Origin of the sequence: Streptomyces sp. XY006 (genome assembly GCF_002237655.1) — a bacterium.
GTDB lineage: Bacteria > Actinomycetota > Actinomycetes > Streptomycetales > Streptomycetaceae > Streptomyces > Streptomyces levis.
The window spans coordinates 55,218-76,503 of sequence record NZ_NOKT01000002.1 but is presented as its reverse complement, the minus strand read 5'-3'; the positions used below and the strand labels follow the sequence as shown (position 1 = coordinate 76,503).

Genomic DNA, 21,286 nt, shown 5'->3' with positions numbered 1-21,286 from the left:
GATCCACGCTCCGGGAGGACCCCATGGCGACCGACGGCTTCACCACGTGTCTCTGGTTCGACGGCCAGGCCGAGGAGGCGGCCCACCACTACGTCTCGATCTTCAAGAACTCCAGCATCGGCAAGGTCGCGCGCTACCCCGAGGGCGCGCCGCAGCCCGCCGGCAGCGTGATGACGGTCGAGTTCACGGCCAACGGCCACAAGTTCCTCGGGCTCAACGGCGGCCCGCAGTTCCGCTTCAACGAGGCGGTCTCCTTCATGATCTTCTGCGAGGACCAGGAGGAGATCGACTACTACTGGACCCGGCTCACCGAGAACGGCGGCGAGCCCGGCCCCTGCGGCTGGCTCAAGGACAAGTACGGCGTGTCCTGGCAGGTCGTGCCGGACCGGCTCGACGAGATGCTCACCGACCCGGACCCGGCGAAGGCGGCCCGCGTCACGACGGCGTTCATGGCCATGAGCAAGTTCGACATCGCCGCGCTGGAGAGGGCGTACGCGGGCGAGTGACGGGACCCCGGCGTGGCCGCGGGGCGGGGTGGACCCGCTCGGGTCCGCCCCACGCACCCGCTCGGGTCCGTGGGGCGGTCACGCGGTCTCGGCCAGGATCTCGGCGATCACGTGCCGGGAGTTCTCCGCGACCGGCGGGTTCGTCTCCCAGTAGTACGGCAGAGCGATGACCGCGATCGACAGGGCCCAGCCCCGGCCGCGCGCCCACTCGGCCTCCCCGGCCCCCACGGCCTCGCGGAAGAGGCCGCGCAGCCGCGCGGGCAGCACGCACCACGCGCTGATCAGGTCGACGGCGGGATCACCGACGCCGACCGTGCCGTAGTCGATCACGGCGCTCAGGCGCCCGTCCCGCACCAGGAGGTTCCCGGCCATCAGATCGCCGTGCGCCCACACCGGCGGCCCGGAGTGCTCCGGGGCGGCGAGAGCCTCCTCCCACCGGCGGGCCACCGCCGCGGTGTCGACCCGCCCGGCCAGCCGCGTGAGCGCCTCCCGCACGGCACCGTCCCGGGCCGCCAGGGGCCCGCCCCGGTAGCCCGCCGGCCCGTCCGACGCGTCGATCCGGCGCAGGGCCCTGACGTACGACGCCAGGTCCCGGGCCAGCGGCTCGGGCGCGTCGAGCGCCCCGGGCACCGGATTGCGGCCGTCCAGCCAGCGGTACACCGACCAGGGCCACGGGAAGTCCGCGCCGGGCTCGCCCCGTCCCAGGGGCTCCGGCGCGGCGGCGGGCAGGGCCGGACCCAGCCGGGGCAGCCAGCGCAGTTCGTGCGTGATGGCGTCGACGGCGCGGGGATGCCGGGGCAGCCGTACGACCTTGTCGGGGCCCAGGCGGAACATGGCGTTCTCGGAGCCGGAGGACTCCACCCGCCGCAGGGGCAGCCCCGCCCACCGGGGGAACCGCTCGGCGACCAGCCGGCCGACGAGCCGGACATCGAGGTCGACCTCGTCCGCATGCATCCGTACCACGCCCATGACGCCCCATTGGACCGGTCAACGCGCCGACTGTCGAACGGTTTTCGTGATCTCGCGGGCCATGCGCAGGATGCCCGGGGAGGGCACCGGGCAGGGCTTCGGCCGGGACGTCGTCGGCGCGAGACAGAAGTGCAGGTAGTCGTCGTCGCGGTGCAGGGCGGTCCGGCCGCGTAAGGGCTGGGTGCAGTAGCCGGGTCGGGCGCGTTCGAAGGCCGTGCACGGCAGGTACTGCGTCCAGGTGTAGCGGCCGCCGGCCGGACTCACCGCCCGCCCCGCGTCGGCCACCAGCGCGCCGGAGGCCGCGGCCCGCTGCGCGTACAGCGCGTTGACGCGCCGGACCCGGTCGGGGGTGATCGGGTCGGGGCCCTGCGCCACCCAGACGATCCGCGGGCCCGCACCGTCCCCCGCCGCGGCGATCTGCTCGGTGAGCCGGCGCGCGTCGGCGGCGTACCGGGTGAAGTACCGCGCCGGGGACTTGTCGTGGGTGATGCCGTCCATGCACGGCGTGTAGCCCCAGGAGTTCCCCCAGAACTGCAGCACCACCACGTCGGGCCGCAGCCTGCGCACCAGCGCGGCGGCCTTGTCGGCGGCCGGCACCAGGGACCGTTCGGCCGTGCCCTCCAGGTAGTCGCAGAGCGTGGTGCCGGAGTAGGGGGCGCTGGTGTACCGGGCCCGCAGGTCCCGGCGCAGCTCCTGGCCGAGGACCTTCTGGTTCTCCACCGCCAGCGAGTCGCCGAGGTAGAGCACCCGCGGCGCCGTGCGCGGCTTCGCGGGGCGGGAGGTGGGCGAGGCGGGGGCACGCTGCTCGGTGGGGGCCGACGCGCGCGGTGCGGCCGGCGCCGGATCCCCGGGCGCCGACGCCGGATCCCCGCACGCACCGAGCAGCAGCCCGGCCAGCAGCACTCCCACGACCCACGGCTCTCGCATACGGCAACTCCCGCCCCGGCCACCGAAACGGCACTCAGGCAAGCACAGCCGGCGGCCCGGCGGAAGACACCCGCCGGACACTCCGTGTGACCCGCCGCTCGCGCACGCGCCGCCCCCGTCCGTTCGGCGCGCGGGTCCGCCGCGGGGTGACTAGCGTGAGGAAACGGACCATTCCCCCGTCCGGAGAGGGCCGCAGTCATGGCCGTGCAACCCGAAGGAAGCCCGTGCTGGGCCGACGCGATGTTCAGTGACCTGGAGGGGGCGAAGCGCTTCTACGGCGACCTCCTCGGCTGGACCTTCGGTGAGTCGTCGACGGAGTACGGCAACTACACCGAGGCCTACGCGGGCGGCAAGGCGGTCGCCGCCGTCGTCCCGCCCATGCCCGGCCAGGACGGCCAGGAGGGCCTGTCGCAGTGGTGTCTGTACTTCGCGGCCGAGGACGCCGCCGCCACCGCCGCCCGGATCCGCGAGCACGGCGGCGAGGTGCTGATGGAGCCGATGCAGGTCGGCGACTTCGGCACCATGTGCCTGGCCCGTGACCCGGGAGGCGTCGTCTTCGGCGTCTGGCAGGCCGGGACCCACGAGGGCTTCCAGGCGATGGGCGAACCGGGCGCCTTCGCCTGGGCGGAGGTCTTCACCCGCGAGCCCGAGAAGTCCGACGCGTTCTTCCCCGCCGTCTTCTCCTACCGGCAGAAGGACATGGAGGACGGCGAGATGGACTTCCGCGTCTACGACCTCGGCGAACGCAGCGTGCTCGGCCGGATGAGGATGACGGACGACTTCCCGCCCGAGATGCCGCCGTACATCAACGTCTACTTCACCGTCGAGGACTGCGACGCCGCCGTGGCGAAGGCCACCGAGCTCGGCGGGGTGCTGCGGTTCGGCCCGATGACCACCCCGTTCGGCCGGTTCGCCGCCATCAGCGACCCGCAGGGCGCGAACCTCTCGCTGATCGACATCACCACGACCGAGGGGGACATGCCGAAACTGACCGACGTGTCGTAGGGGCCGCCCCTCCCGGCCGGACGTCCCGGGCGGCCATGGCATGATCGAGCCCATGCGTGAACGTGTGGTGGCCGCGTGCGACGGGGCTTCGAAGGGGAACCCGGGGCCCGCCGGCTGGGCCTGGGTCGTGGCCGACGCGGCCGAGAGCCCGGTGCGCTGGGAGGCCGGGCCGCTCGGCAGGGCCACCAACAACGTCGCCGAGCTGACCGCCCTGGAGCGGCTGCTCGCGGCGACCGACCCGGACGTGCCGCTGGAGATCCGGATGGACTCCCAGTACGCCATGAAGGCCGTCACCACCTGGCTGCCCGGCTGGAAGCGCAACGGCTGGAAGACGGCCGCCGGCAAGCCGGTCGCCAACCAGGAACTCGTCGTGCGCATCGACGAACTGCTCGACGGCCGCTCGGTCGAGTTCCGCTACGTGCCCGCCCATCAGGTCGACGGCGACCGGCTCAACGACTTCGCCGACCGGGCCGCCAGCCAGGCCGCCTCCGTGCAGGAGCCCGCGGGCAGCGGTCTCGGCTCGCCCGAGCCGCCGCCCGCCCCGGACGCCCCGGCCAAGGCCCCGCGCTCCCGTGCGCGCGGCGGCGCCGCCCGCACCGGCAGGACGTCCGCCGCGAAGGGGTCCGCCGCGAAGGGGTCCCCGCGCACGATCAAGGCGAAGTTCCCCGGCCGCTGCCAGTGCGGCCGCGCGTACGCGGCCGGCGAGCCGATCGCCAAGAACGACAGCGGCTGGGGACACCCGGAGTGCCGCACGGGCGCACCGGTCTGATCCGGCGTCGGCACCGGTCTGATCAGGCGTCGAACGTGTAGTGCGGCGTGTGGTCGAGCAGATCCGCCGGGCTCGTGTCGTGCCACGGCCGCATCGTCTCGCGCAGGTCGATCACGTTCGGCGTGCCCGCGGCCGGCAGATAGCCGGACCCGGGGTGCCGCCGCTGCCACTCGGCCCACAGCTTGTCGATGTAGGCGTGGTGCAGCCAGAACACCGGGTCGTTGGGGGAGACCCCGGTGGCCATCTGCCCGCCCACCCAGACGTGGACGCGGTTGTGCAGGTTGACGCCACGCCAGCCTTCGAGGTGGTTGCGGAAGCCGTCCGAGCCGCTGTTCCAGGGCGCCATGTCGTACGTGGGCATGGCCAGCACCGAGTCCACCTCCACCCGGGTCGGCAACTCCCGCACAGCCGTGCCGAGGGAGCGGCGCAGGAACGTACGGCCGTCGACGCGCACGTTGACCGGCCAGTTGCCGGTGGACGCGGCGAACGGCCCGTCCGACACCCGGCCGTCCCGCTCCCGCCCGGTCCCGCCGAGGAAGTCGGGCGCCCACAGCGAGGCACGCGGCGAACGGTCGACGGTCCAGTCCCAGTACGGCAGCGTCACCGACGCGTCCACCGACTGCAGCGCCCGCTCGAACTCCAGGAGGAATCTTCGGTGCCAGGGCAGGAAGGACGGCGAGCGGTGGCCGGTGCGCTCGCCGTCGTCGGTGTCGGAGACGATGAACGCGTTGTGCGTCGTGACGAATTCGTCGTAGCGGCCGCTGCGCTTCAGGGCGAGCAGCGCGGCGACGAAACGCCGCTTCTCGTCGGCGGTCAGGGCGGACTGGTTCTTGCGGACTGCCATGTTCGGGTGCTCCAGGTGCCGTGCGGGGAACGTCAGTTGGCGGGGAAGGGCAGCAGGGGCGCGCCCTGCAGCTCGTCCACCGCGGCGCGGGCCGCGGCGCGCGGAGTGGGCACCGGGTCGTAGTGGCTGACGACGCTGATCCAGCTGCCGTCGGCGTTGCGCATCACATGCAGCTCCACCCCGTCGACGAACACCGCGTAGCCGGCGCCGTGCTGGTGGTGACCGGACCCGGTGGCCGGCCGGCCCTGTATCCGGCGGCCCTTGTAGACCTCGTCGAAGGCCCGCGGAGCGCCGTGGTGGGGGTCGGCGGCCGCTGCCGCCGGCGTGAGGGCGGGCAGGGCGCCGGCCGCCGAGGCGAGAACGGCCGCGGCGGTGAGCGCACGGCGACGGCTGAGTTCCGGCATACGGATCTCCTGGGTTCGTTCGGGTGATGTCACCGCATGCCTACCGGCCCCTCCGGTTCCGGGAGAAATCCCCGCGAGCCGGTTGGCTGTGATCCGGGCAATTCCCCTTATGTCGTGCAAGGTTGAACCAAGATGATCTTGCTGGACGCGGGTGCCTGGACCTCTGCGGACGGGGAAATTCCACCCCGTGGGGGTGCTGTGGCGGATGTTTCTCCCCGGGGGCGGCGGTGCGCGTGGTACGGGTCACGCCGGGAAGCTGACGCGATTGCGCGCTCCGGCCGGCGGGGCCGACGCACTGCTACTCTGCGTCCGCCATTGACAGCTCTCAGTAGTCCCCAGGGGTGCGCGTGAAGGTCGCCTGCGTCGGCGGCGGGCCCGCCGGTCTGTATCTCTCGATCCTGCTCAAGCGGCAGGACCCGTCCCACGACATCACCGTCTACGAACGCGACCCGGAAGGATCGACCTACGGCTGGGGCGTGACCTACTGGCGCGCGCTGCTCGACCGGCTCCACGAGCAGGACCCCGAGTCGGCCCGCGCGCTCGGCGCCGCCTCCGTCCGCTGGCGCGAGGGCGTCGCCCACGTCGGCGACCGCACCACCCGGCACAGCGGCGACGAGGGGCACGGCATCGGCCGCCACCGCCTGCTGGAGATCCTCGCCGCCCGCGCCCGCGAGCTCGGCGTCCGCCTGGAGTACGAGCGCGAGATCACCGCGGCCGAACTGCCCTCGGACGCCGACCTGGTCGTGGCGGCCGACGGCGTGGGCAGCGACCTGCGCACCCGCCACGCGGCCCACTTCGGCACCCGGCTCACCGCCGGGCGCAACCGGTACCTCTGGCTCGGCACCACCAAGGCCTTCGACGCCTTCACCTTCGCCTTCGTGGAGACCGCCCACGGCTGGATCTGGTGCTACGGCTACGGCTACGGCCCCGACCGCGGCACCTGCGTCGTCGAGTGCGCTCCCGGAACCTGGACCGGACTCGGCCTCGACCGCGCGAGCGAACCCGAGGGGCGAGCCCTGCTGGAGAAGCTCTTCGCCGGCGTCCTGGACGGCCACCCCCTGCTGCAGAGCCCCGGCGGGAGCCCCTGGCAGACGTTCCGCACCCTGACCAACCGCACCTGGCACCACGGCAATCTCGTCCTGCTCGGCGACGCCGCCCACACCACGCACTACTCGATCGGTGCCGGCACCACCCTCGCCCTGGAGGACGCGATCGCCCTGGCCACCGCGCTGCGCGAGCACGCCGTCATCCCGCAGGCCCTCGCCCGCTACGAGCGCGAGCGCACGGCGGCGCTGCTGCCGGTGCAGAGCGCGGCCCGCTACAGCGCCCAGTGGTACGAGGACCTCCCGCGCTACATCCAGCTGCCCCCGGAGCGCATGTTCGCCCTGCTCGGTCAGCGCCACTCGCCCCTGCTGCCGCATGTGCCGCCCCAGTTGTACTACCGGCTCGACCGGGCCGCCGGGCAGCTGGAGCCGCTGCGCCGGTTCAAGCGCTGGCTCGGACCCAGGGTGGCGCGGACCGTCCACGCGCGGACGGTGTCCTCGGGCGACTGACCCTCCCGCGCGGGGTGAGACGGAGGCGCCGCACCCCGCGCGCGGCGAGGCGGGGGCGCCTCAGCCCGCGCTCCCGTCGAACAGCCGGTCCAGGAAGGCGTTGCCGTACACGCGGTGCGGGTCGAGCCGGTCCAGCACCGCGTCCGCCTCGGCCCAGGCGGCCTCGCCGACCGCGGCGGGCACCACCGCGTCCAGTACCTCCGCGTCGCTCCACACCCCCTCCTCCGTGTACGCCCACCCCTTGGACCACTCCACCCGGGTCAGGGCGAACCCGCCGTCGAAGGCGCGCAGCAGGAAGCGCTCGAGCTCCCGGAGGAAGGCCTCCGCGTCCGGCGTGCCCGGCAGCGTCAGCACGTCCAGCCACACGGCCGTGTCCCACTCGGGCCGGTCCGCACGCGGCCGGAGCGCGGACAGCAGCGGCGGACGGGCTCCGGCCACCCCGGCGTCGCCCGGGCCGTCCAGTCCGGTCACCCGGATCTCCACCGAGCCGTTGACCGGGAAGCTGCCCCGGGCGGCGTACGCGGTCAGCCGCTCCCGGTAGAACGCGGCGAACTCGGCGACCACCCGCTGGACCCCCTCGCGCGAGGTGAGGACCGCGTAGCCGTTGGCGTGCACCCGCAGCGTGGTCGGCTTCAGATAGAGCAGCGTGTTCTTGGACGGCCCCCACAGATCCGCCGACAGCGTCGCCACCAGCCCGAGCGCGGCCGCCTCGTACTGCGCCGTCCCGAGCAGCGGCGCCAGGTACCAGGCCGCCTCCGACGTCATCCGGCCCACCAGCTCCGCCACCGGCGCCGGGACGTTGTCCGAGAACGGGTAGTTGTACGGCTGCGTCACCTTCCGTGAGGTCAGGGGCCGGGTGGGGGAGAGGCTCCACACCTTCAGCCAGGGGTGCTCGGTGAAGGCGAACCAGATCGCCTCGACCCGCCCGGCCTCCTGCAGGAAGCTCGCGAAGGTGCGCCGCGCACCCGAGCCGGGCGCGGCGAACAGCTCTCCGGCGGGGATGTCCGTACGGCTCACGCACCGCAGGTTCGTGTTCGTGCCCGTCCGCAGCACCACCTCGGTCACCAGGGACCGTCCGAGATGGGTCAGCAGCGCGGCGCAGTCCGCCTCGTCGCGGTGGAAGGTGCGCAGCACGTAGGAGCCGGCCCGTTCGTCCCACACCACCGCCGTGAGCGAGAGGACCAGGTTGCTCAGGGAGCCGTAGGTGTGGCCGGGCAGGCGCCGCTCGTCGCGGGCGGGGACGGCGGTGCCGTGCGCGTCGACGGCCAGGGCGCCGCCCAGGGTGAGGACGCCGGGGGCGGGGGCGGCCGTGACGCCGAGGCCGTGTTCCTCCAGGAAGGTCAGCAGGGCCTCCAGGGTGACGCCGGTGCCGGCCCGCACCTCGCCCGGGCCGCGCAGGGCGAGGTCCGTGAGGTGGGGCGCGGTGTCGACGAGCAGGACGGGCGCACCGGAGGGGGGCCCCTCCGTCACCGTCAGGGGCGACCAGCCGTGCGCGGCGCCCCGGGCCCGCACCCGCCAGCCGTGCCGCCAGGCCCAGTTGACGACCGCGACCACCTGGTCCGGGCCGTTCGGGGCGCACGCCCACAGCCCGTCGGCGGTGATCTCGCCGACCCAGTTCCGGTACGCCGAGCGGTACAGCGCGACGTCCGGCGGGAAGCCGGGCAGCTCCGCTGCGGCCACCGCCGGATCCGCCGGCAGTCCGGGCACGGCGGCCAGGGCGGCCGCGGAGAGGAGGAAACCCCGGCGGGTCCAACCGGGGTCCTGCGACGGGATGTTGTCCATGGAACCAGTTGTCACGTCGGGTCACGCTAGGGGCCGGGTGACACGTGACATATACCTGTCGCCTCTCTTCACTCGTGTGAGTGAATCGGGTGTGGTCGGCGAGCCGGAGCGGCCCGGTCCGCACCTGCCCGTGACGGATGACAGACTGGCGCCCATGGACGAGCGCACATTCGACAGGTCGGGTCAGCACGCTTCCGTCGTCGGTCTCGGTACGTGGCAGCTGGGTGCCGACTGGGGAGACGTCGACGACAAGAAGGCCCTCTCCGTACTGGAGACGGCCGCGGAGTCCGGGGTGACCTTCTTCGACACCGCGGACGTGTACGGCGACGGCCGCAGCGAGCAGACCATCGCCGCCTTCCTCAGCGGCAGGTCGGACCTGCACGTCCTGGTCGCCACCAAGATGGGGCGCCGGGTCGACCAGATCCCCGAGAACTACGTGCTCGACAACTTCCGCGCCTGGAACGACCGCTCCCGCCGCAACCTCGGCGTCGACCGGATCGACCTGGTGCAGCTGCACTGCCCGCCGACGCCCGTCTACTCCACGGACGAGGTGTTCGACGCCCTCGACACCCTGGTGGAGGAGGAGCGCATCGCCGCCTACGGCGTCAGCGTCGAGACCTGCGCGGAGGCGCTGACCGCGATCGCCCGGCCGAACGTGGCCAGCGTGCAGATCATCCTCAACCCGTTCCGCATGAAGCCCCTGCGCGAGGTCCTGCCCGCCGCCCGGGAGGCCGGCGTGGGCGTCATCGCCCGCGTCCCGCTCGCCTCCGGCCTGCTGTCGGGCAAGTACACGCGGGACACGGTCTTCCCGGAGAACGACCACCGCACCTACAACCGGCACGGCGAGTCCTTCGACGTGGGCGAGACCTTCTCCGGCGTCGACTACGTGACCGGCGTCGAGGCCGCCGCCGAGTTCGCGGCGCTCGCCCCCGAGGGATACACCCCGGCCCAGCTGGCCCTGCGCTGGATCATCGAGCAGCCCGGCGTCACGACCGTGATCCCCGGCGCCCGCTCGCCCGAGCAGGCCCGGGCCAACGCGGACGCGGCCCGGCTGCCGGAGCTGCCCGACGGGACCCTGGCCGCGATCCGCGACCTGTACGACCGGCGGATCAAGGACCAGGTGGAATCCCGCTGGTAGCTCTCCGGGCGCCCCTCACGGCTCCAGGAGCAGCTGCCTCTCCTGCTCCTGGTCGCCGGAGGCGGCACCGTCGTCGCGTGCCGTGAAGGCCCGGGTGAGCGTGTCGCTCGCCCGCCGCACCGCCTCCGGGGAGCCCTGCACGGTGACCGTCACCGGCGCCGACAGGCTCCCCGCGCCTTCCCCGTCGCTTCCCTCGCGACCCGGTCCCTCGCGACCCGACGGCGCGTCGCCGTCGAAGGTCGCCGTGTGCACCGTCGCCTTCTCGTCGGCGGGAAACTCGTCCGGCGCGCCGAACGTGCCTTCCAGCGCCCGCACGACCGCTCGTGCGTCATCGGCGCCTCCGCCGCTGAGCGTCACGGTGAGCTGCGTACCGGACATGCGTCCACGACCTCCTCGCGCTGTGCGTCTTCGAGCCGTCCGTGTAACCGTCCCCTGATCGCTCAAACCGCCGCCCACCCGGGAGGGCGGCCTTTTCCGGGGCACCCGGGAAAGGAGAGGGCATCTCCGCACACCGGGAGGAAGCAGTGGCGGACACGGCACAGGGCGGGGCGATGCGCCGCGGGCGCAACGAGACGGAGGAGGAGAGAGCGGACCGGATGTGGCAGGAGCTCATCCAGGAGGTCCGGGTCGCCCAGATGGGCGTGCAGATCCTCTTCGGTTTCCTGCTGACCGTGGTGTTCACCGAGAAGTACGACGACCTGACCGACACGGACCAGACGATCTACCTGGTCACGGTGGTCCTCGGCGCGTGCGCGACCGGTGCGCTCATCGGCCCGGTGTCGCTGCACCGGCTGGTCTCGGGCCGGCGCGTCAAGCCGCAGGCGGTGCGGCTGGCCTCCCGGCTGACCCTGCTCGGCCTGGTGCTGCTGCTCGCCACGACGACGGCGTCACTGCTGCTGATCCTGCGCGTGGCCACGCACGACGGCTTCGTGCCCTACCTGGTCGCAGGGGTGGTCGCCTGGTACCTGCTGTGCTGGTTCGTCCTGCCGCTGTGGACCAGGTACCGGCACACCTCGAAGTGACCGCACGGCACACGAGCGCCGGGCAGCCACGAAAAGTCCTGGTCCTCGCCCGCCCGGGCGTCAGCTCCCCGCGATGAGGGTGGCCAGGAAGTCGTCGACACAGACCTCCTCGCGGCCCGGCGGGACCAGCTCGTGCGTCTCCTTGAGGAACGCCGCGAACGCCGGGGCCCAGGCGAACACCACCGCGTGGTGGCGGCCGCCGTCGGCGCGCGCGTCGCCGAAGAACTCCATACGCAGCTCCTGCCACACGCCCCGCGACTCGGGCCGCATCCGCACGTCTCCCACGCCGACCGGACGCCGCAGCGCGTCGCCGAGCATCTCCCGGTCCAGCTGCCACCGGGCGAGCACGCGCCCGTCGTGGCTGAAGACGACCGTGACGGCGAAGGGGTCCGCAGTGTCGTAGCTCAGGTGGGCGAGGACGGAGAAACGCTCCGCTTCGCCCGCCTGCAGCTGCACCACCAGGGTCTTGTGGACGAACGAGTTCACGAGGGGGCCTCCGGGAAGAACCGACGTAGAGACCTCTAGTACCCCCGATCCCCGCGAAATGCTCAGCTGTCCGGGTGAATCCCGCGGGCACCGCGCAGCGACTCGATGCAGACCGCCACGGCCCGCTGCAGTTCCTCCAGGCGCTCGACCATGTCGTCCTCGTAGAACTCCCCGGCGTCGTCGAAGGTCAGCTCCTCGAACACCTTGGTGGCCTTCTGCAGGCTGGAGTAGAACTTCGTGCGCCGCTCCCGGACCCGCAGCCCCGGGTCGGCCTCCACGGCCTCGACGACCAGCGACTTCATGGTGTCGTAGGCCTCGGTGGCCCACTCGCCGGCGTCCTCGCCCTCGTCGAGTTCGTCGAGCAGCGACAGGTGCCGCTCGGCCTCCTGGCGCAGGTCGGCGGGCGCCTCGACCGTCTGCCCCGCGGGCGTCTTGATCTGCCCCGACTCGGCGATCTGGCGGACGTACCCGATGCGGTCGGCGGCCCTGCTCTCGCCGGCGACGGCCTTCTTCAGCTCGTCGGTGCGCACCACGTCACGGGCCAGCTCCGACTGCAGCTCCGGGTCCTCGCGGACGCGGTCCAGCAGCGCCTGGCGGGCCGCGCGGGCGGTCGAGGGGTCGGCGAGGATCGCGGCGCGCAGGGCGGTGGGGTTCTCCGCGACCTCCAGCGCCTTCGTGGGCCGGATGCCCTCCGCCTCGGCGGCCTCGGAGATGGCGGTGCCGCGCTCGGACGTGGCGCTGTTGCGGGAGACGTAGTAGCTCAGCCACACGTCGGCGTCCGGCAGCTCCACCTCCTGACCCGGCGTCAGCGCCTCGAAGTGGGGGACCATCCCGTCGTCGGCCGCCCGGTCCCACGCCTTGTAGTAGCGCATGACCCGCTCCGGGGAGCACCCGGCGAGTTCGGCGAACTCCTTCGCGGAGACCTTCGGCGTCTCGTCCGCGCCCTGCCCGCCGGGCCGCACACTGCGCGCGACCCTCAGCCCGAAGGCCCACCCGCCGGTCCGGGCGTACGCCCCGAACTCCCGCGCGTCGCGCGCGACCAGGTCGGACAGCGGCGCCGGGGCGTCGGGGGACGTCTCGGGCGGGGTGAGGGCAACGGTCACGGACGACTCTCCTGGGACACGCGGATCGGACGGCTACGGAACCGGCTACGGGATTCCGACGGCAGCCTACCGGCCCCCCACGCCCGCGCCGGGCCGCCGACGGCACGCACTCCGCGCAGGTCGGGGCCCGATGGCGCGGTGCTGGTCAGCCGAACGCCTCGCGCAGTGCGGGCAGCAGCGTCTTCTCCGACCAGTCCAGATACGCCGGCTGCGACTCGCCGCCGATCTGCACGAGGGCGACCTCGGTGAAGCCGGCCTCGGCGTACGGGCGGACGGCCTCGACGAAGGCGTCCGGGTCGTCACCGCACGGGATGGACTCGGCGACGTCGTCGGGGGTGACGAACTGGGTCGCCGCCTCGAAGGAGTCGGGGTGCGGCAGCTCCGCGTTGACCTTCCAGCCGCTGCCGAACCAGCGGAACTGGGAGTGCGCCCGCTTGACGGCCGTGTCCCGGTCGGGGTCGTAGCACACCGGCAACTGGCCCACCCGGGGCTTGCCCTCACCGCCGTGCCGGTCGAACGCCTCCAGCAGGCCCGCCTTGGGCTCGGTGGCGATCACCAGATCGCCCAGCCGGCCCGCGAGCTTGCAGGACCGCTCCCCGGAGACGGCGATGCCGATGGGCGGCGCCTCGTCCGGCAGGTCCCACAGCCGGGCCGACTCCACGTCGAAGTGCGTGCCGCGATGGTTGACGTGGCCGCCCTCGAAGAGCGCGCGGATGATCTCCACGGCCTCCTCGAACATCTCGTGCCGCACGTCCACGGACGGCCAGCCGCCGCCCACCACGTGCTCGTTGAGGTTCTCGCCCGAGCCGAGCCCCAGCCGGAACCGCCCCTCGGACAGCAACTGCACCGTCGCCGCCTTCTGCGCCACCACCGCCGGGTGGTAGCGGAACGTGGGGCACGTCACGTACGTCATCAGCGGGATACGTGACGTGGCCTGGGCGGCCGCGCCGAGCACCGCCCACGCGTAGGGCGAGTGACCCTGCGAGCGCAACCACGGGAAGTAGTGGTCGGAGGTCACCGAGAAGTCGAAGCCCGCCTCCTCGGCCCGCACCACGTGGTCGACGAGCTCGCGGGGGCCGGCCTGCTCGGTCATCATCGTGTATCCGATTTGCACCATAACCGCCGGGTCCCCGCCCAGCGGTCGCGGAAACGGGTCGATCAAGCCCCGCGCGCGGGGGCAGGATGCCCGCATGAGTGCCTCCGCCCTGCCGACCTCCGGCCCCGCAGCCCAGGGCGTCGACGCCGCCGGCGTCCACGCCTTCCTCGACGCCCTCGAAGCCGCCCCCGAGATCGAGCCGCACAGTGTGATGATCATGCGGCACGGACACCTCGTCGCCGCCGGCTGGTGGGCGCCCTACACGGCCCACCGGCCCCACCTGCTGTACTCGCTCAGCAAGAGCTTCACCGGGACCGCCGCCGCCCTGGCCGAGGCCGAGGGGCTGCTGGACTTCGACGCGCCGGTGATCTCGTACTTCCCGGAGTTCGAGGCCGACATCACCGACCCGCGCAGCCGGGCCATGCTGGTACGGCACGTGGCGTCCATGGCGAGCGGCCACACGCGGGAGACGGTCGAGGAGGCCTACGGCCGTGACCCCGCCGAGCCCGTCCGGGGATTCCTGCTCCTGCCTCCGGACCGCGACCCCGGCACGGTCTTCGCCTACAACCAGCCCACCACCTACACCCTCGGCGCGATCGTCCAGCGGGTGACGGGGCAGTCGCTCTCCGCCTACCTGCGGCCGCGGCTGCTCGACCCGCTGGGCATCGGCGAGGTGTTCTGGCGGCGCGACCGCACCGGGCGCGAGATCGGCTTCAGCGGCCTGCACGCCACCACCGACGCCGTCGCCCGGCTCGGGCAGCTGTATCTGAACGACGGTATGTGGAAGGGCAGGCGGCTGCTGCCGGAGGGCTGGGTGGCCCGGGCGACCCGGCCGCGCATACCGACCGGCGGCGCCATGGGCGACGCGGACCGGCAGGACTGGGACCAGGGCTACGGCTACCAGTTCTGGACGTCCCGGCACGGCTACCGGGGCGACGGCGCCTACGGCCAGTTCTGCCTGGTGCTGCCCGACCACGACGCGGTGATCGCCACGACCGCGGCGACCGAGCGGATGCAGGACGTCCTGAACCTGGTCTGGGAGCATCTGCTGCCCGCCTTCGGGCCCGGGCCGCTGCCCGGACGTGAGGCCGCCGACGCGGAGCTGCGCCGGCGTCTCGACCGGCTCGCGCTGCCGCCCGCCCCGGGCGCGCCCGTGCCGCCGGACGGGGCGGGCGACAGGGCGGAGGACTGGGCCGCTGCGCGGTTCACGGCCTCCGGTGCGGGGCCCGTCCGGGCGGCCGGACTCGACCGGGACGCGGACGGCTGGACGCTGACGCTCACCGGGGACGGGGACCCGGACCGGGACCGCGTCCGGCTGCGCATCGGGGCGGAGGGCTGGACGGTCGCCGAGGAACCCCTGCCGACCGCGGTGAGCGGTGGCTGGACCGGCCCCGGGACGCTCGCCGTCGACGTGGTGTTCCTGGAGACTCCGCACCGCCTGGCCGTGACCTGCTCCCTCGCGGACCAGACGGTCGCCGCGCGCTGGCGCACCGAGCCGCTGGAGCGTGGCCGGCTCACCTCCCGGCGCGCGCCGCGCGGCTCAGTCTGACCCCGGGCGGAAGGTGGCCAGGACGGTGCGCAGCGCCTGGCTGTTCGCCTCGTCCTTCCAGCCGGCGTCGGGGGTCGTCCAGCGCAGTGAGAAGCTCCGGCCCCCGCCCAGCAGGAAGCCCCGGCCGAAGGTGTGCACCCGGGTCCCTCCGTCGTCCGCCGTCCACTCCATGTCGGCGGCCTCGCGACCCTGGTACGTCGTCGCCCGGATCTCGCCGATCCGCTCGTAGCCGCCCGAGCGCCGCAGATTCGGCTCGACCTCGTCGCGCCAGACGGCCACGGGGTCCGGGCCCACGCGGGCGCTGTAGGTGACGGCCAGGGTGCGGCCGTCGCCGTCGGCACCGAAGACCACCCGGTAGGCCAATTCGCCCTGGCGGTCGGTGTCCAGCCGCTCCCAGCCGTTCGGGAGGGCGACGGAGAATCCCTCCGGCGCGTGGTAGAGCCGGAAGCCCGGTGGCAGGGCCGCCGGGTCGGACCGTGTCGGCGCCGGGGACGGGGCGGCCGTCGTCGGTGTGGGGGACGGGGACGGGGAGCCGGTCGGACCGGGGGCCCCGGTCGGCTCGGGGCCGCCCCGGCCGGTGTCCTCGCCCGGGGAGGCGGCGGAGGCCGGCGGCCGGGCCGGGGCGTCGGCCGCCTCGCCGCCCGAGTCGCCGCCGGGCAGCCCCTGGGTCGCGAGGAGCACGGCGACCGCGACGGTGACGACGGCCAGGGTGGTGCCCGCGATCACGGTCCGTCTGCTCCAGGCCGGAACCCCCGGGCGGACGGCCGCGTACACGCCCCGCAGCCGCGGAGCGGGCACCGCGCCCAGGGCCGCTGTGTCGGGGTCCTCGCTCAGCGCCCGGGTCAGCGCCGCACGGACCACCGGGCGGGTCAGCCGCTCCCGGGAGTCCTTGCGGAGCAGCCCCTGCACGACCTGGGCGAGCGGCCCCGCACGCATCGGGGTGCGCAGCGGCAGCCGGTCCACGCCCTTGAGGGTGTTCTCCGGGCGGCCCCGGTCACGGAAGGGCGGGCGCCCCTCGACCATCGTGTAGAGGATCGCGCCCAGCGCCCACAGGTCGGCCGCGGGCCCGATGCGCTGGTCCCGGGCCTGCTCCGGAGAGGCGTACGCGGGTGCCGTCAGACGGGGTGCCAGGGTGGCACCGGCCAGGCCGAAGCCGGTGACGACGACCGACTGGTCCTCCCGGACGAAGACCTGGCCGGGGCTGAGCTCGCCGTGGGTGATGCCCTCGCCGTGCGCCGCGTCCAGCACGTCGAGCACCTCAAGGCCGATCCGCGCCGCCCGCACGTAGTTGAACGTGCCCTGCTCCGCGAGCAGTTCGCCGAGCGGGGTGCCGTCGATCCACTCGTTGACCGTCCACAGCGCGCCCGCCTCCTCCACGGCGTCGACGACCGTGGCGATCCGGCCGGGGCGGAGCAGTGCCATGTTCTCGGACGTGCGCAGCAGCCGCGCGGCCGTACGGCGCTCGCTCCCGAACGGGTCCTGCGGCAGCCCGATCTGGGTGACCAGGCACGGCCGGGAGACCTCGCCGGCGCCGAGGTCCTCGGCGTACCAGCAGATGCGGTTGGTCTCGCGCTGGATGATCTCGAGCAGCCGGTACCGGCCGGCGACCAACTGGTGTGTGGAGACGTGCGCCCTGCCCATGGCCATCCCTCGCTGGAAACCTGGCTCTCACCTTTTCCAGAGGTACGGGGAGTGAGGCCGCCTCCGTTCAAAGGGATCGCAACTCCGTGTCCATTCTTGTCTTTTATTCAAAAGAGGGGAGCAAGTGTGCGAGGAAAAACGGCCTTTCGGGCTTTGCGGGGGCGCTCACCTCGGGAGTTCCGTATTCGCCCGTCCGGCCTCGGGGTAACCGGGGGTAAATGCCGAGGTGTCCGGCGATCGAACTCGCCACTCCTCCGATGAATTCGAACGGATGATTCCGCGAGAGCGCCCCGCGACGCTCAGCGCAGACCGAAGCGCCGGGACCAGGCGAACATGTCGCCCGTGGTGGCATTGCCCCCGCACACCACGAGACCGAGCCGGGCCCCGTCCCCGACCCGCTCCAGCACCCGCCGGGCCGCGGGCAGCAGACAGCCGGCGGCCGGTTCGGTCCACAGCTTGGCGTGGTCGGCGAGGTCGAGACAGCCCCGCACGGCCTCCCGGTCCGGGACCACGAGCACCTCGGTGACCAGCGCGGACACATGGTCGTAGGTCAGCTGTGCGACCGACGGGGCACTGAGCGTGGAGACGATCGACGACAGGGTGACCGGCCGTGGGCCGCCCGCCGCCAGCGCCTCGGACATGGCCTGCGCGCCCTCGGTCTCCACGCCCCACACCCGCACCCCGGGCCGCCGCGCCCGCAACGCGGCGGCGACACCGGCGATCAGCCCGCCGCCCCCGACGCTGACGAGCACATCGGTGAGCTCTCCCGCGTCGGCGGCGAACTCCAGGCCGACCGTGCCCTGCCCGGCGACGACCACCGGGTCGTCGAAGGGGTGGACCAGGGTCAGCCCCTCCTGCTCGAGCCGGGCCATGAGCGTGAACGCGCCGTCCATGTCGTCGGTCAGCCGCACCGAGGCGCCGGCGTCCTGCGCGATCTCCACGGCCCGGGCGGGTGCCGAGCGCGGCATGACCACCGTGGCCTTCACATCGAGCGCGGCGGCCATGACCGCCAGGGCGATCCCGTGGTTGCCGCCGCTGACCGCGACGACGCCGGCGGCCCGTTCGGCCTCGCTCAGCGACAGCAGCTTCGCCGTCGCCCCGCGCGCCTTGAACGAGCCGGTGCGCTGCAGCAGTTCCAGCTTCGCGGTGACCGGGACGCCGAGCAGCGCCGACAGACCCGGGCTGGGCACGGTCGGGGTGCGCACGACGTGCCCGGCGATCCGTTCCGCCACTGCCTCGATCTCCGAGATGCCGATCACTGCGGTTCTCCCTCCGGCGCGGGGTCGCAAAACACGCCGACCGGCACCCTGACCCGACGAGGGGCCCCGGGTCAACGCCGGGCGGGGGCGGTGCCTCACCGGTGACTCAGACGTCGCGGCGGAGCAGGAAGGCGAGCAGTGAGCGGAGTTCGGCGGCGGGCCGCGGGGCCAGTGGGACGGCCGCGAGTGATCTCTCCACGGCGGTGATGTGCCTCCGGGCCTCCGCCAGGGCCGCCGTCCGGCCGCCCGCCTGCTCGATCAGCGCCGCCGCCGCGGCGGGGTCGTCGCCCGCCCGGAGGAGCGCGGCGAGCCGGTCGCCGCCGGGCGAGTCGAGTGCGACCAGGACCGGATACGTCTTCTTCCGCTCCCGCAGATCGCCGTGGACCGGCTTGCCGGTGACCCGGGGATCACCCCAGATGCCCAGGACGTCGTCGACGATCTGGAAGGCGATCCCCAGGTGCCGGCCCGCCCGGTCGAGTGCCTCGGCCGTCCCCGCGTCGGCACCGCCCAGCACGGCGCCCAGCGCGGCGGCGCCGCCCAGCAGCGCGCCGGTCTTGTGCTCCGCCATCACCCGGTACTCGTCCGGCCGCACCCGGTCCGGTCCCGTCCAGGGGCGGTCGGCGAACAGCAGGTCGTCCGCCTGGCCCCGCACCAGGTCGCCCAGCGCCACGGACAGGGCCCGCACGGCTCCGCAGCCGCCCGGCCGGGCCGCGAGCGTCTCGACGGCCAGCGCGAACAGGGCGTCGCCGGCCAGGACCGCGGGGCCCGTGCCGTAGGCCTTCCACACGGTCGGACGGCGGCGGCGGTCGGTGTCGCCGTCCATGATGTCGTCGTGCAGCAGGGAGAAGGTGTGCACCAGCTCCACCGCCACGGCCGCCGGCACACCGGCCCGGCCGGGTGCCCCGGCCGCCTCCGCGCCGAGCACCGCGAGCGCCTGCCGCACGCCCTTGCCGCCCGGGGCGGCCACGGACGCACCGCCGACCTCGCACCAGCCGAACGCATAGCCGGCCATCTCGGCGACCCAGGGGTGCAGCCGCTCCACGGCCTCGACCAGGGCGGGCCGGACCAGGGCGCGGCAGCGGTCGAGGACCTGCGCGGCGTCGCCCGCCCCGGGGCCCGGATCGGTGCCGGCCGCGCCGTGCCGGTCCGTCGGCCCGTCCCCGCCGCTCGTGACGGTGTCCGGCCCTGCCGCGCTGCCCGGCCGCACCGCCCCCGCCGCCGTCGGCAGTGCCGTCACAGCGCGGCCTCCGTCGCCCTCGGGTCCGCCGGTATGCCGAGTTCCTCGTAGGCCCGGGCCACCATGGCGTGGGCGTGCCGGAGGCCGATCCGCTCCAGGGTGCCGGCGAGGTCGGCCAGTTCGGCCGCCGTCTCGCTGTGGTCGCGGCCCAGCCGCGCCAGGGACTTGGCGAGGCCGAGGCGGGACAGCGCCTCACCGCGCGGCTCGCTCATCTCGCGGAACTCCGCGAGCGCCTGCTCGTAGAGCTCCCGCGCCTGCGCGTAACGCCCGGCCCGGTACAGGACGTTGCCCCGCATCTTGTGGTTGTAGGCCAGCGCGCTCGACAGCCGCATCGCCCGGCAGGTCCGCTCCGCCTCGGTCAGCAGCTCCAGGGCCCGCTCGGTGTCCCCGTCCCGCACCGAGACGACGTCGGCCAGCCCGCGCAGCGCCCAGGCGTGGCCCCGCCGGTCGTCCGCGCCCGCGGCGATCCCGGCGGCCTCCTCGAACAGCTCGTACGCCGTGTCGTAGTCGCCGGTGTTGCGGTGCATCTGCGCGATGCCCTCCAGCGCCCACACCGTGTGCCGGGCCTCCCCGCGCCGGCGGGCCTCGGCGAGCAGCTGCTCGTGCAGCCGTCCGACGGCCTCGTAGTCGCCCTGGATCCGGCCGGTCTCGGCCAGGCCCGCGAGCGAGTAGCCGCGGACGACGATGTCCCCGCCGCGCTCGCCCAGGTCGGCCGCGAGCTGCAGCAGCCGGCGGGCCAGCGGGAACGCGCCGCGCTGCCGGGCCAGGGTCCCGCCGCTCCACAGCGCCCAGGCCATCGCCGCCACGTCACCGGCCTGCCGGGCGGCGCGGTAACTCGCCTTCCAGGCCCGGTCCGCCTCCTCGACCCGGCCCAGACGGCGGTGCGCCTCGGCCACCGCGAGTCCGGAGCGCGCCGCCTCCCCGGGCTCGCCCGCGCGCTCGGCCGCTCTCAACTGCTCGGTGCCGGCGGCCAGGACGTCGGTCAGGGAGGAGTTGACGGACAGGGTGGTGAGCGCGCCCTGGTACTCGGGGGCGAATGCCTTGCCGTACATCGATGCCTTTCGGTCCGTATACGCCGCATGTATACCCAGTGCGTATACATGGCGTGTATAGAGCAGTGGAAACCTGCCCCGGCCCGGGGGGCCAGGGCATCACCTGTTGCCGATCAAGACGTCGGCGGAACGGACCGGGTTGCCTGTGAGGCGCAGATCACCTGACAGGCAATCAGCGAAGGCTCAGTGCTGGCCGGGCTTCTGCGGAGTCGCCTCGCTCGGCCGGACGACGACGTACCCCTCGCCCTGGAGCAGCAGTTGCACGGCCTCGCCGGAGCCGCCGCGCAGCATGGAGCCGATGGACTGGGAGCGGTGCAGGGAGGTCTGCAGGCCCGCGGTCCAGCCGACGATCGCGTCGGTGTCGACGTACACCGGGTACTGCGGCGAGACCGGGATGACGAGCGGGTTGCCCTCGCAGATCAGTCCCAGCTTGCCGTGGCCGGTGAAGACGCTGTTGAACAGGCCGCCGCCGGTGATGCCGGCGCCCTTCACGGTGGCGATGCGGTAGGACAGTGTGGCGTCGAAGCAGAGGACGTTGCGGCCGTTGACCGTGAACTCGTCGCCCGGTTCCACGTCGACGATGAAGCAGTTCTGCGCCTCGTGCGCGAACCAGGCCTCGCCCTGCCCGCGCACCGCCATGAGTGGCAGGCCCTCCCCGGTGACCGCGCGCTTGAGCATGCCGCCCACGCCCTGGCCCTTGCGTTCGAACTGGAGGTTGCCGCGGTAGGCGATCATCGCGCCCTGCCGGGCGAGCATCTCGCCGTTCACCGCGTACCGGACGCACTTGGTGTTCTCGATCGTCATGCCCGCCGCGACGGCCGGCTGTGCCATGTGTTCGCTGGAAAAGAGGTCACCCTTCATGCGGGCATCCTCGCGCGGAGCGTTTCCCTCCGCCAAGGCCGGGCCCGCGCACCGGAGGTGGGGCGCGGTGGTGCGGTCAGCCG

Annotated in this window: 21 protein-coding genes; 7 read left to right on the top strand and 14 right to left on the bottom strand. The window is 73.7% G+C overall.

The window, feature by feature from the left end; genetic code table 11:
• The first annotated feature begins 23 nt into the window (after positions 1-23).
• Entirely contained in the window at positions 24-506 is a 483-nt protein-coding gene (locus CHR28_RS02925) for a VOC family protein (RefSeq protein WP_094051838.1), read from the top strand.
• Between the two features lie 78 nt (positions 507-584).
• Here the strand turns inward: CHR28_RS02925 and CHR28_RS02920 are convergent, their stop codons facing one another.
• A complete protein-coding gene (locus tag CHR28_RS02920) occupies positions 585-1,475 on the bottom strand; it encodes an aminoglycoside phosphotransferase family protein (RefSeq protein WP_179272297.1) in 891 nt (296 codons plus the stop codon).
• An 18-nt stretch (positions 1,476-1,493) separates the two neighbouring features.
• Positions 1,494-2,402 (bottom strand): SGNH/GDSL hydrolase family protein, encoded by a 909-nt coding sequence (locus CHR28_RS02915; protein WP_094051837.1) that lies wholly within the window; start codon positions 2,400-2,402, stop codon positions 1,494-1,496.
• 198 nt (positions 2,403-2,600) lie between these two features.
• On the opposite strand from CHR28_RS02915, the gene CHR28_RS02910 reads away from it, so the two are divergent.
• Together CHR28_RS02910 and CHR28_RS02905 are read left to right on the top strand one after the other, a co-directional pair.
• On the top strand, positions 2,601-3,407 hold the full coding sequence (locus CHR28_RS02910) for a VOC family protein (RefSeq protein ID WP_094051836.1): 807 nt from the start codon (positions 2,601-2,603) through the stop codon (positions 3,405-3,407).
• Between the two features lie 40 nt (positions 3,408-3,447).
• Positions 3,448-4,176, top strand: coding sequence for a ribonuclease H family protein (locus tag CHR28_RS02905; RefSeq protein WP_094051835.1), 729 nt, complete (start codon positions 3,448-3,450; stop codon positions 4,174-4,176).
• 22 nt (positions 4,177-4,198) lie between these two features.
• Here the strand turns inward: CHR28_RS02905 and melC2 are convergent, their stop codons facing one another.
• Together melC2 and melC1 are read right to left on the bottom strand one after the other, a co-directional pair.
• Positions 4,199-5,020 (bottom strand): tyrosinase MelC2, encoded by an 822-nt coding sequence (gene melC2, locus CHR28_RS02900; protein ID WP_094051834.1) that lies wholly within the window; start codon positions 5,018-5,020, stop codon positions 4,199-4,201.
• Between the two features lie 32 nt (positions 5,021-5,052).
• Positions 5,053-5,424, bottom strand: coding sequence for an apotyrosinase chaperone MelC1 (gene melC1 / locus CHR28_RS02895; RefSeq protein WP_094051833.1), 372 nt, complete (start codon positions 5,422-5,424; stop codon positions 5,053-5,055).
• A 341-nt stretch (positions 5,425-5,765) separates the two neighbouring features.
• On the opposite strand from melC1, the gene CHR28_RS02890 reads away from it, so the two are divergent.
• The gene (locus CHR28_RS02890; protein WP_094051832.1) at positions 5,766-6,977 is read left to right on the top strand and encodes an FAD-dependent monooxygenase; all 1,212 of its coding nucleotides are present in this window, start codon (positions 5,766-5,768) and stop codon (positions 6,975-6,977) included.
• A 60-nt stretch (positions 6,978-7,037) separates the two neighbouring features.
• Here CHR28_RS02890 and CHR28_RS02885 read toward each other — a convergent pair whose 3' ends face one another.
• Positions 7,038-8,759 carry a cholesterol oxidase substrate-binding domain-containing protein gene (locus tag CHR28_RS02885; protein ID WP_094051831.1) on the bottom strand — a complete coding sequence of 574 codons (1,722 nt, stop codon included), beginning with the start codon at positions 8,757-8,759 and terminating at the stop codon, positions 7,038-7,040.
• Between the two features lie 154 nt (positions 8,760-8,913).
• On the opposite strand from CHR28_RS02885, the gene CHR28_RS02880 reads away from it, so the two are divergent.
• Positions 8,914-9,897 carry an aldo/keto reductase gene (locus CHR28_RS02880; RefSeq protein WP_094052123.1) on the top strand — a complete coding sequence of 328 codons (984 nt, stop codon included), beginning with the start codon at positions 8,914-8,916 and terminating at the stop codon, positions 9,895-9,897.
• A 15-nt stretch (positions 9,898-9,912) separates the two neighbouring features.
• Here CHR28_RS02880 and CHR28_RS02875 read toward each other — a convergent pair whose 3' ends face one another.
• Positions 9,913-10,275, bottom strand: coding sequence for a hypothetical protein (locus CHR28_RS02875; RefSeq protein ID WP_094051830.1), 363 nt, complete (start codon positions 10,273-10,275; stop codon positions 9,913-9,915).
• 146 nt (positions 10,276-10,421) lie between these two features.
• Between CHR28_RS02875 and CHR28_RS02870 the strand changes: the two genes are divergently transcribed.
• Positions 10,422-10,919 carry a DUF6328 family protein gene (locus tag CHR28_RS02870; protein ID WP_179272296.1) on the top strand — a complete coding sequence of 166 codons (498 nt, stop codon included), beginning with the start codon at positions 10,422-10,424 and terminating at the stop codon, positions 10,917-10,919.
• Between the two features lie 60 nt (positions 10,920-10,979).
• Here the strand turns inward: CHR28_RS02870 and CHR28_RS02865 are convergent, their stop codons facing one another.
• From CHR28_RS02865 to CHR28_RS02855, 3 genes are all read right to left on the bottom strand, one after another.
• Complete coding sequence (locus tag CHR28_RS02865) at positions 10,980-11,405, bottom strand: SsgA family sporulation/cell division regulator (protein WP_094051829.1); 426 nt, start codon at positions 11,403-11,405, stop codon at positions 10,980-10,982.
• A 62-nt stretch (positions 11,406-11,467) separates the two neighbouring features.
• The gene (locus CHR28_RS02860; RefSeq protein WP_094051828.1) at positions 11,468-12,508 is read right to left on the bottom strand and encodes a hypothetical protein; all 1,041 of its coding nucleotides are present in this window, start codon (positions 12,506-12,508) and stop codon (positions 11,468-11,470) included.
• A gap of 145 nt (positions 12,509-12,653) precedes the next feature.
• Positions 12,654-13,625, bottom strand: coding sequence for an LLM class F420-dependent oxidoreductase (locus CHR28_RS02855; RefSeq protein WP_094051827.1), 972 nt, complete (start codon positions 13,623-13,625; stop codon positions 12,654-12,656).
• A gap of 73 nt (positions 13,626-13,698) precedes the next feature.
• On the opposite strand from CHR28_RS02855, the gene CHR28_RS02850 reads away from it, so the two are divergent.
• Positions 13,699-15,153, top strand: coding sequence for a serine hydrolase domain-containing protein (locus CHR28_RS02850; protein WP_094051826.1), 1,455 nt, complete (start codon positions 13,699-13,701; stop codon positions 15,151-15,153).
• On the opposite strand, the gene CHR28_RS02845 is transcribed toward CHR28_RS02850, so the two are convergent.
• The 5 genes from CHR28_RS02845 to CHR28_RS02825 form a co-directional block, all read right to left on the bottom strand.
• The gene (locus CHR28_RS02845; RefSeq protein WP_094052121.1) at positions 15,145-16,794 is read right to left on the bottom strand and encodes a serine/threonine-protein kinase; all 1,650 of its coding nucleotides are present in this window, start codon (positions 16,792-16,794) and stop codon (positions 15,145-15,147) included. The two genes, CHR28_RS02850 and CHR28_RS02845, sit on opposite strands and share 9 nt — an antisense overlap.
• A 299-nt stretch (positions 16,795-17,093) precedes the next feature.
• Positions 17,094-18,053, bottom strand: a complete 960-nt coding sequence (locus CHR28_RS02840; protein WP_094051825.1) for a threonine/serine dehydratase — start codon at positions 18,051-18,053, stop codon at positions 17,094-17,096.
• 106 nt (positions 18,054-18,159) lie between these two features.
• Positions 18,160-19,290 carry a polyprenyl synthetase family protein gene (locus tag CHR28_RS02835; RefSeq protein ID WP_256984097.1) on the bottom strand — a complete coding sequence of 377 codons (1,131 nt, stop codon included), beginning with the start codon at positions 19,288-19,290 and terminating at the stop codon, positions 18,160-18,162.
• Entirely contained in the window at positions 19,287-20,342 is a 1,056-nt protein-coding gene (locus CHR28_RS02830) for a tetratricopeptide repeat protein (protein WP_094051824.1), read from the bottom strand. The genes CHR28_RS02835 and CHR28_RS02830 overlap by 4 nt, the downstream gene beginning before the upstream one ends.
• A 183-nt stretch (positions 20,343-20,525) precedes the next feature.
• Positions 20,526-21,203, bottom strand: coding sequence for an AIM24 family protein (locus tag CHR28_RS02825; RefSeq protein WP_094051823.1), 678 nt, complete (start codon positions 21,201-21,203; stop codon positions 20,526-20,528).
• Positions 21,204-21,286: the final 83 nt, after the last annotated feature.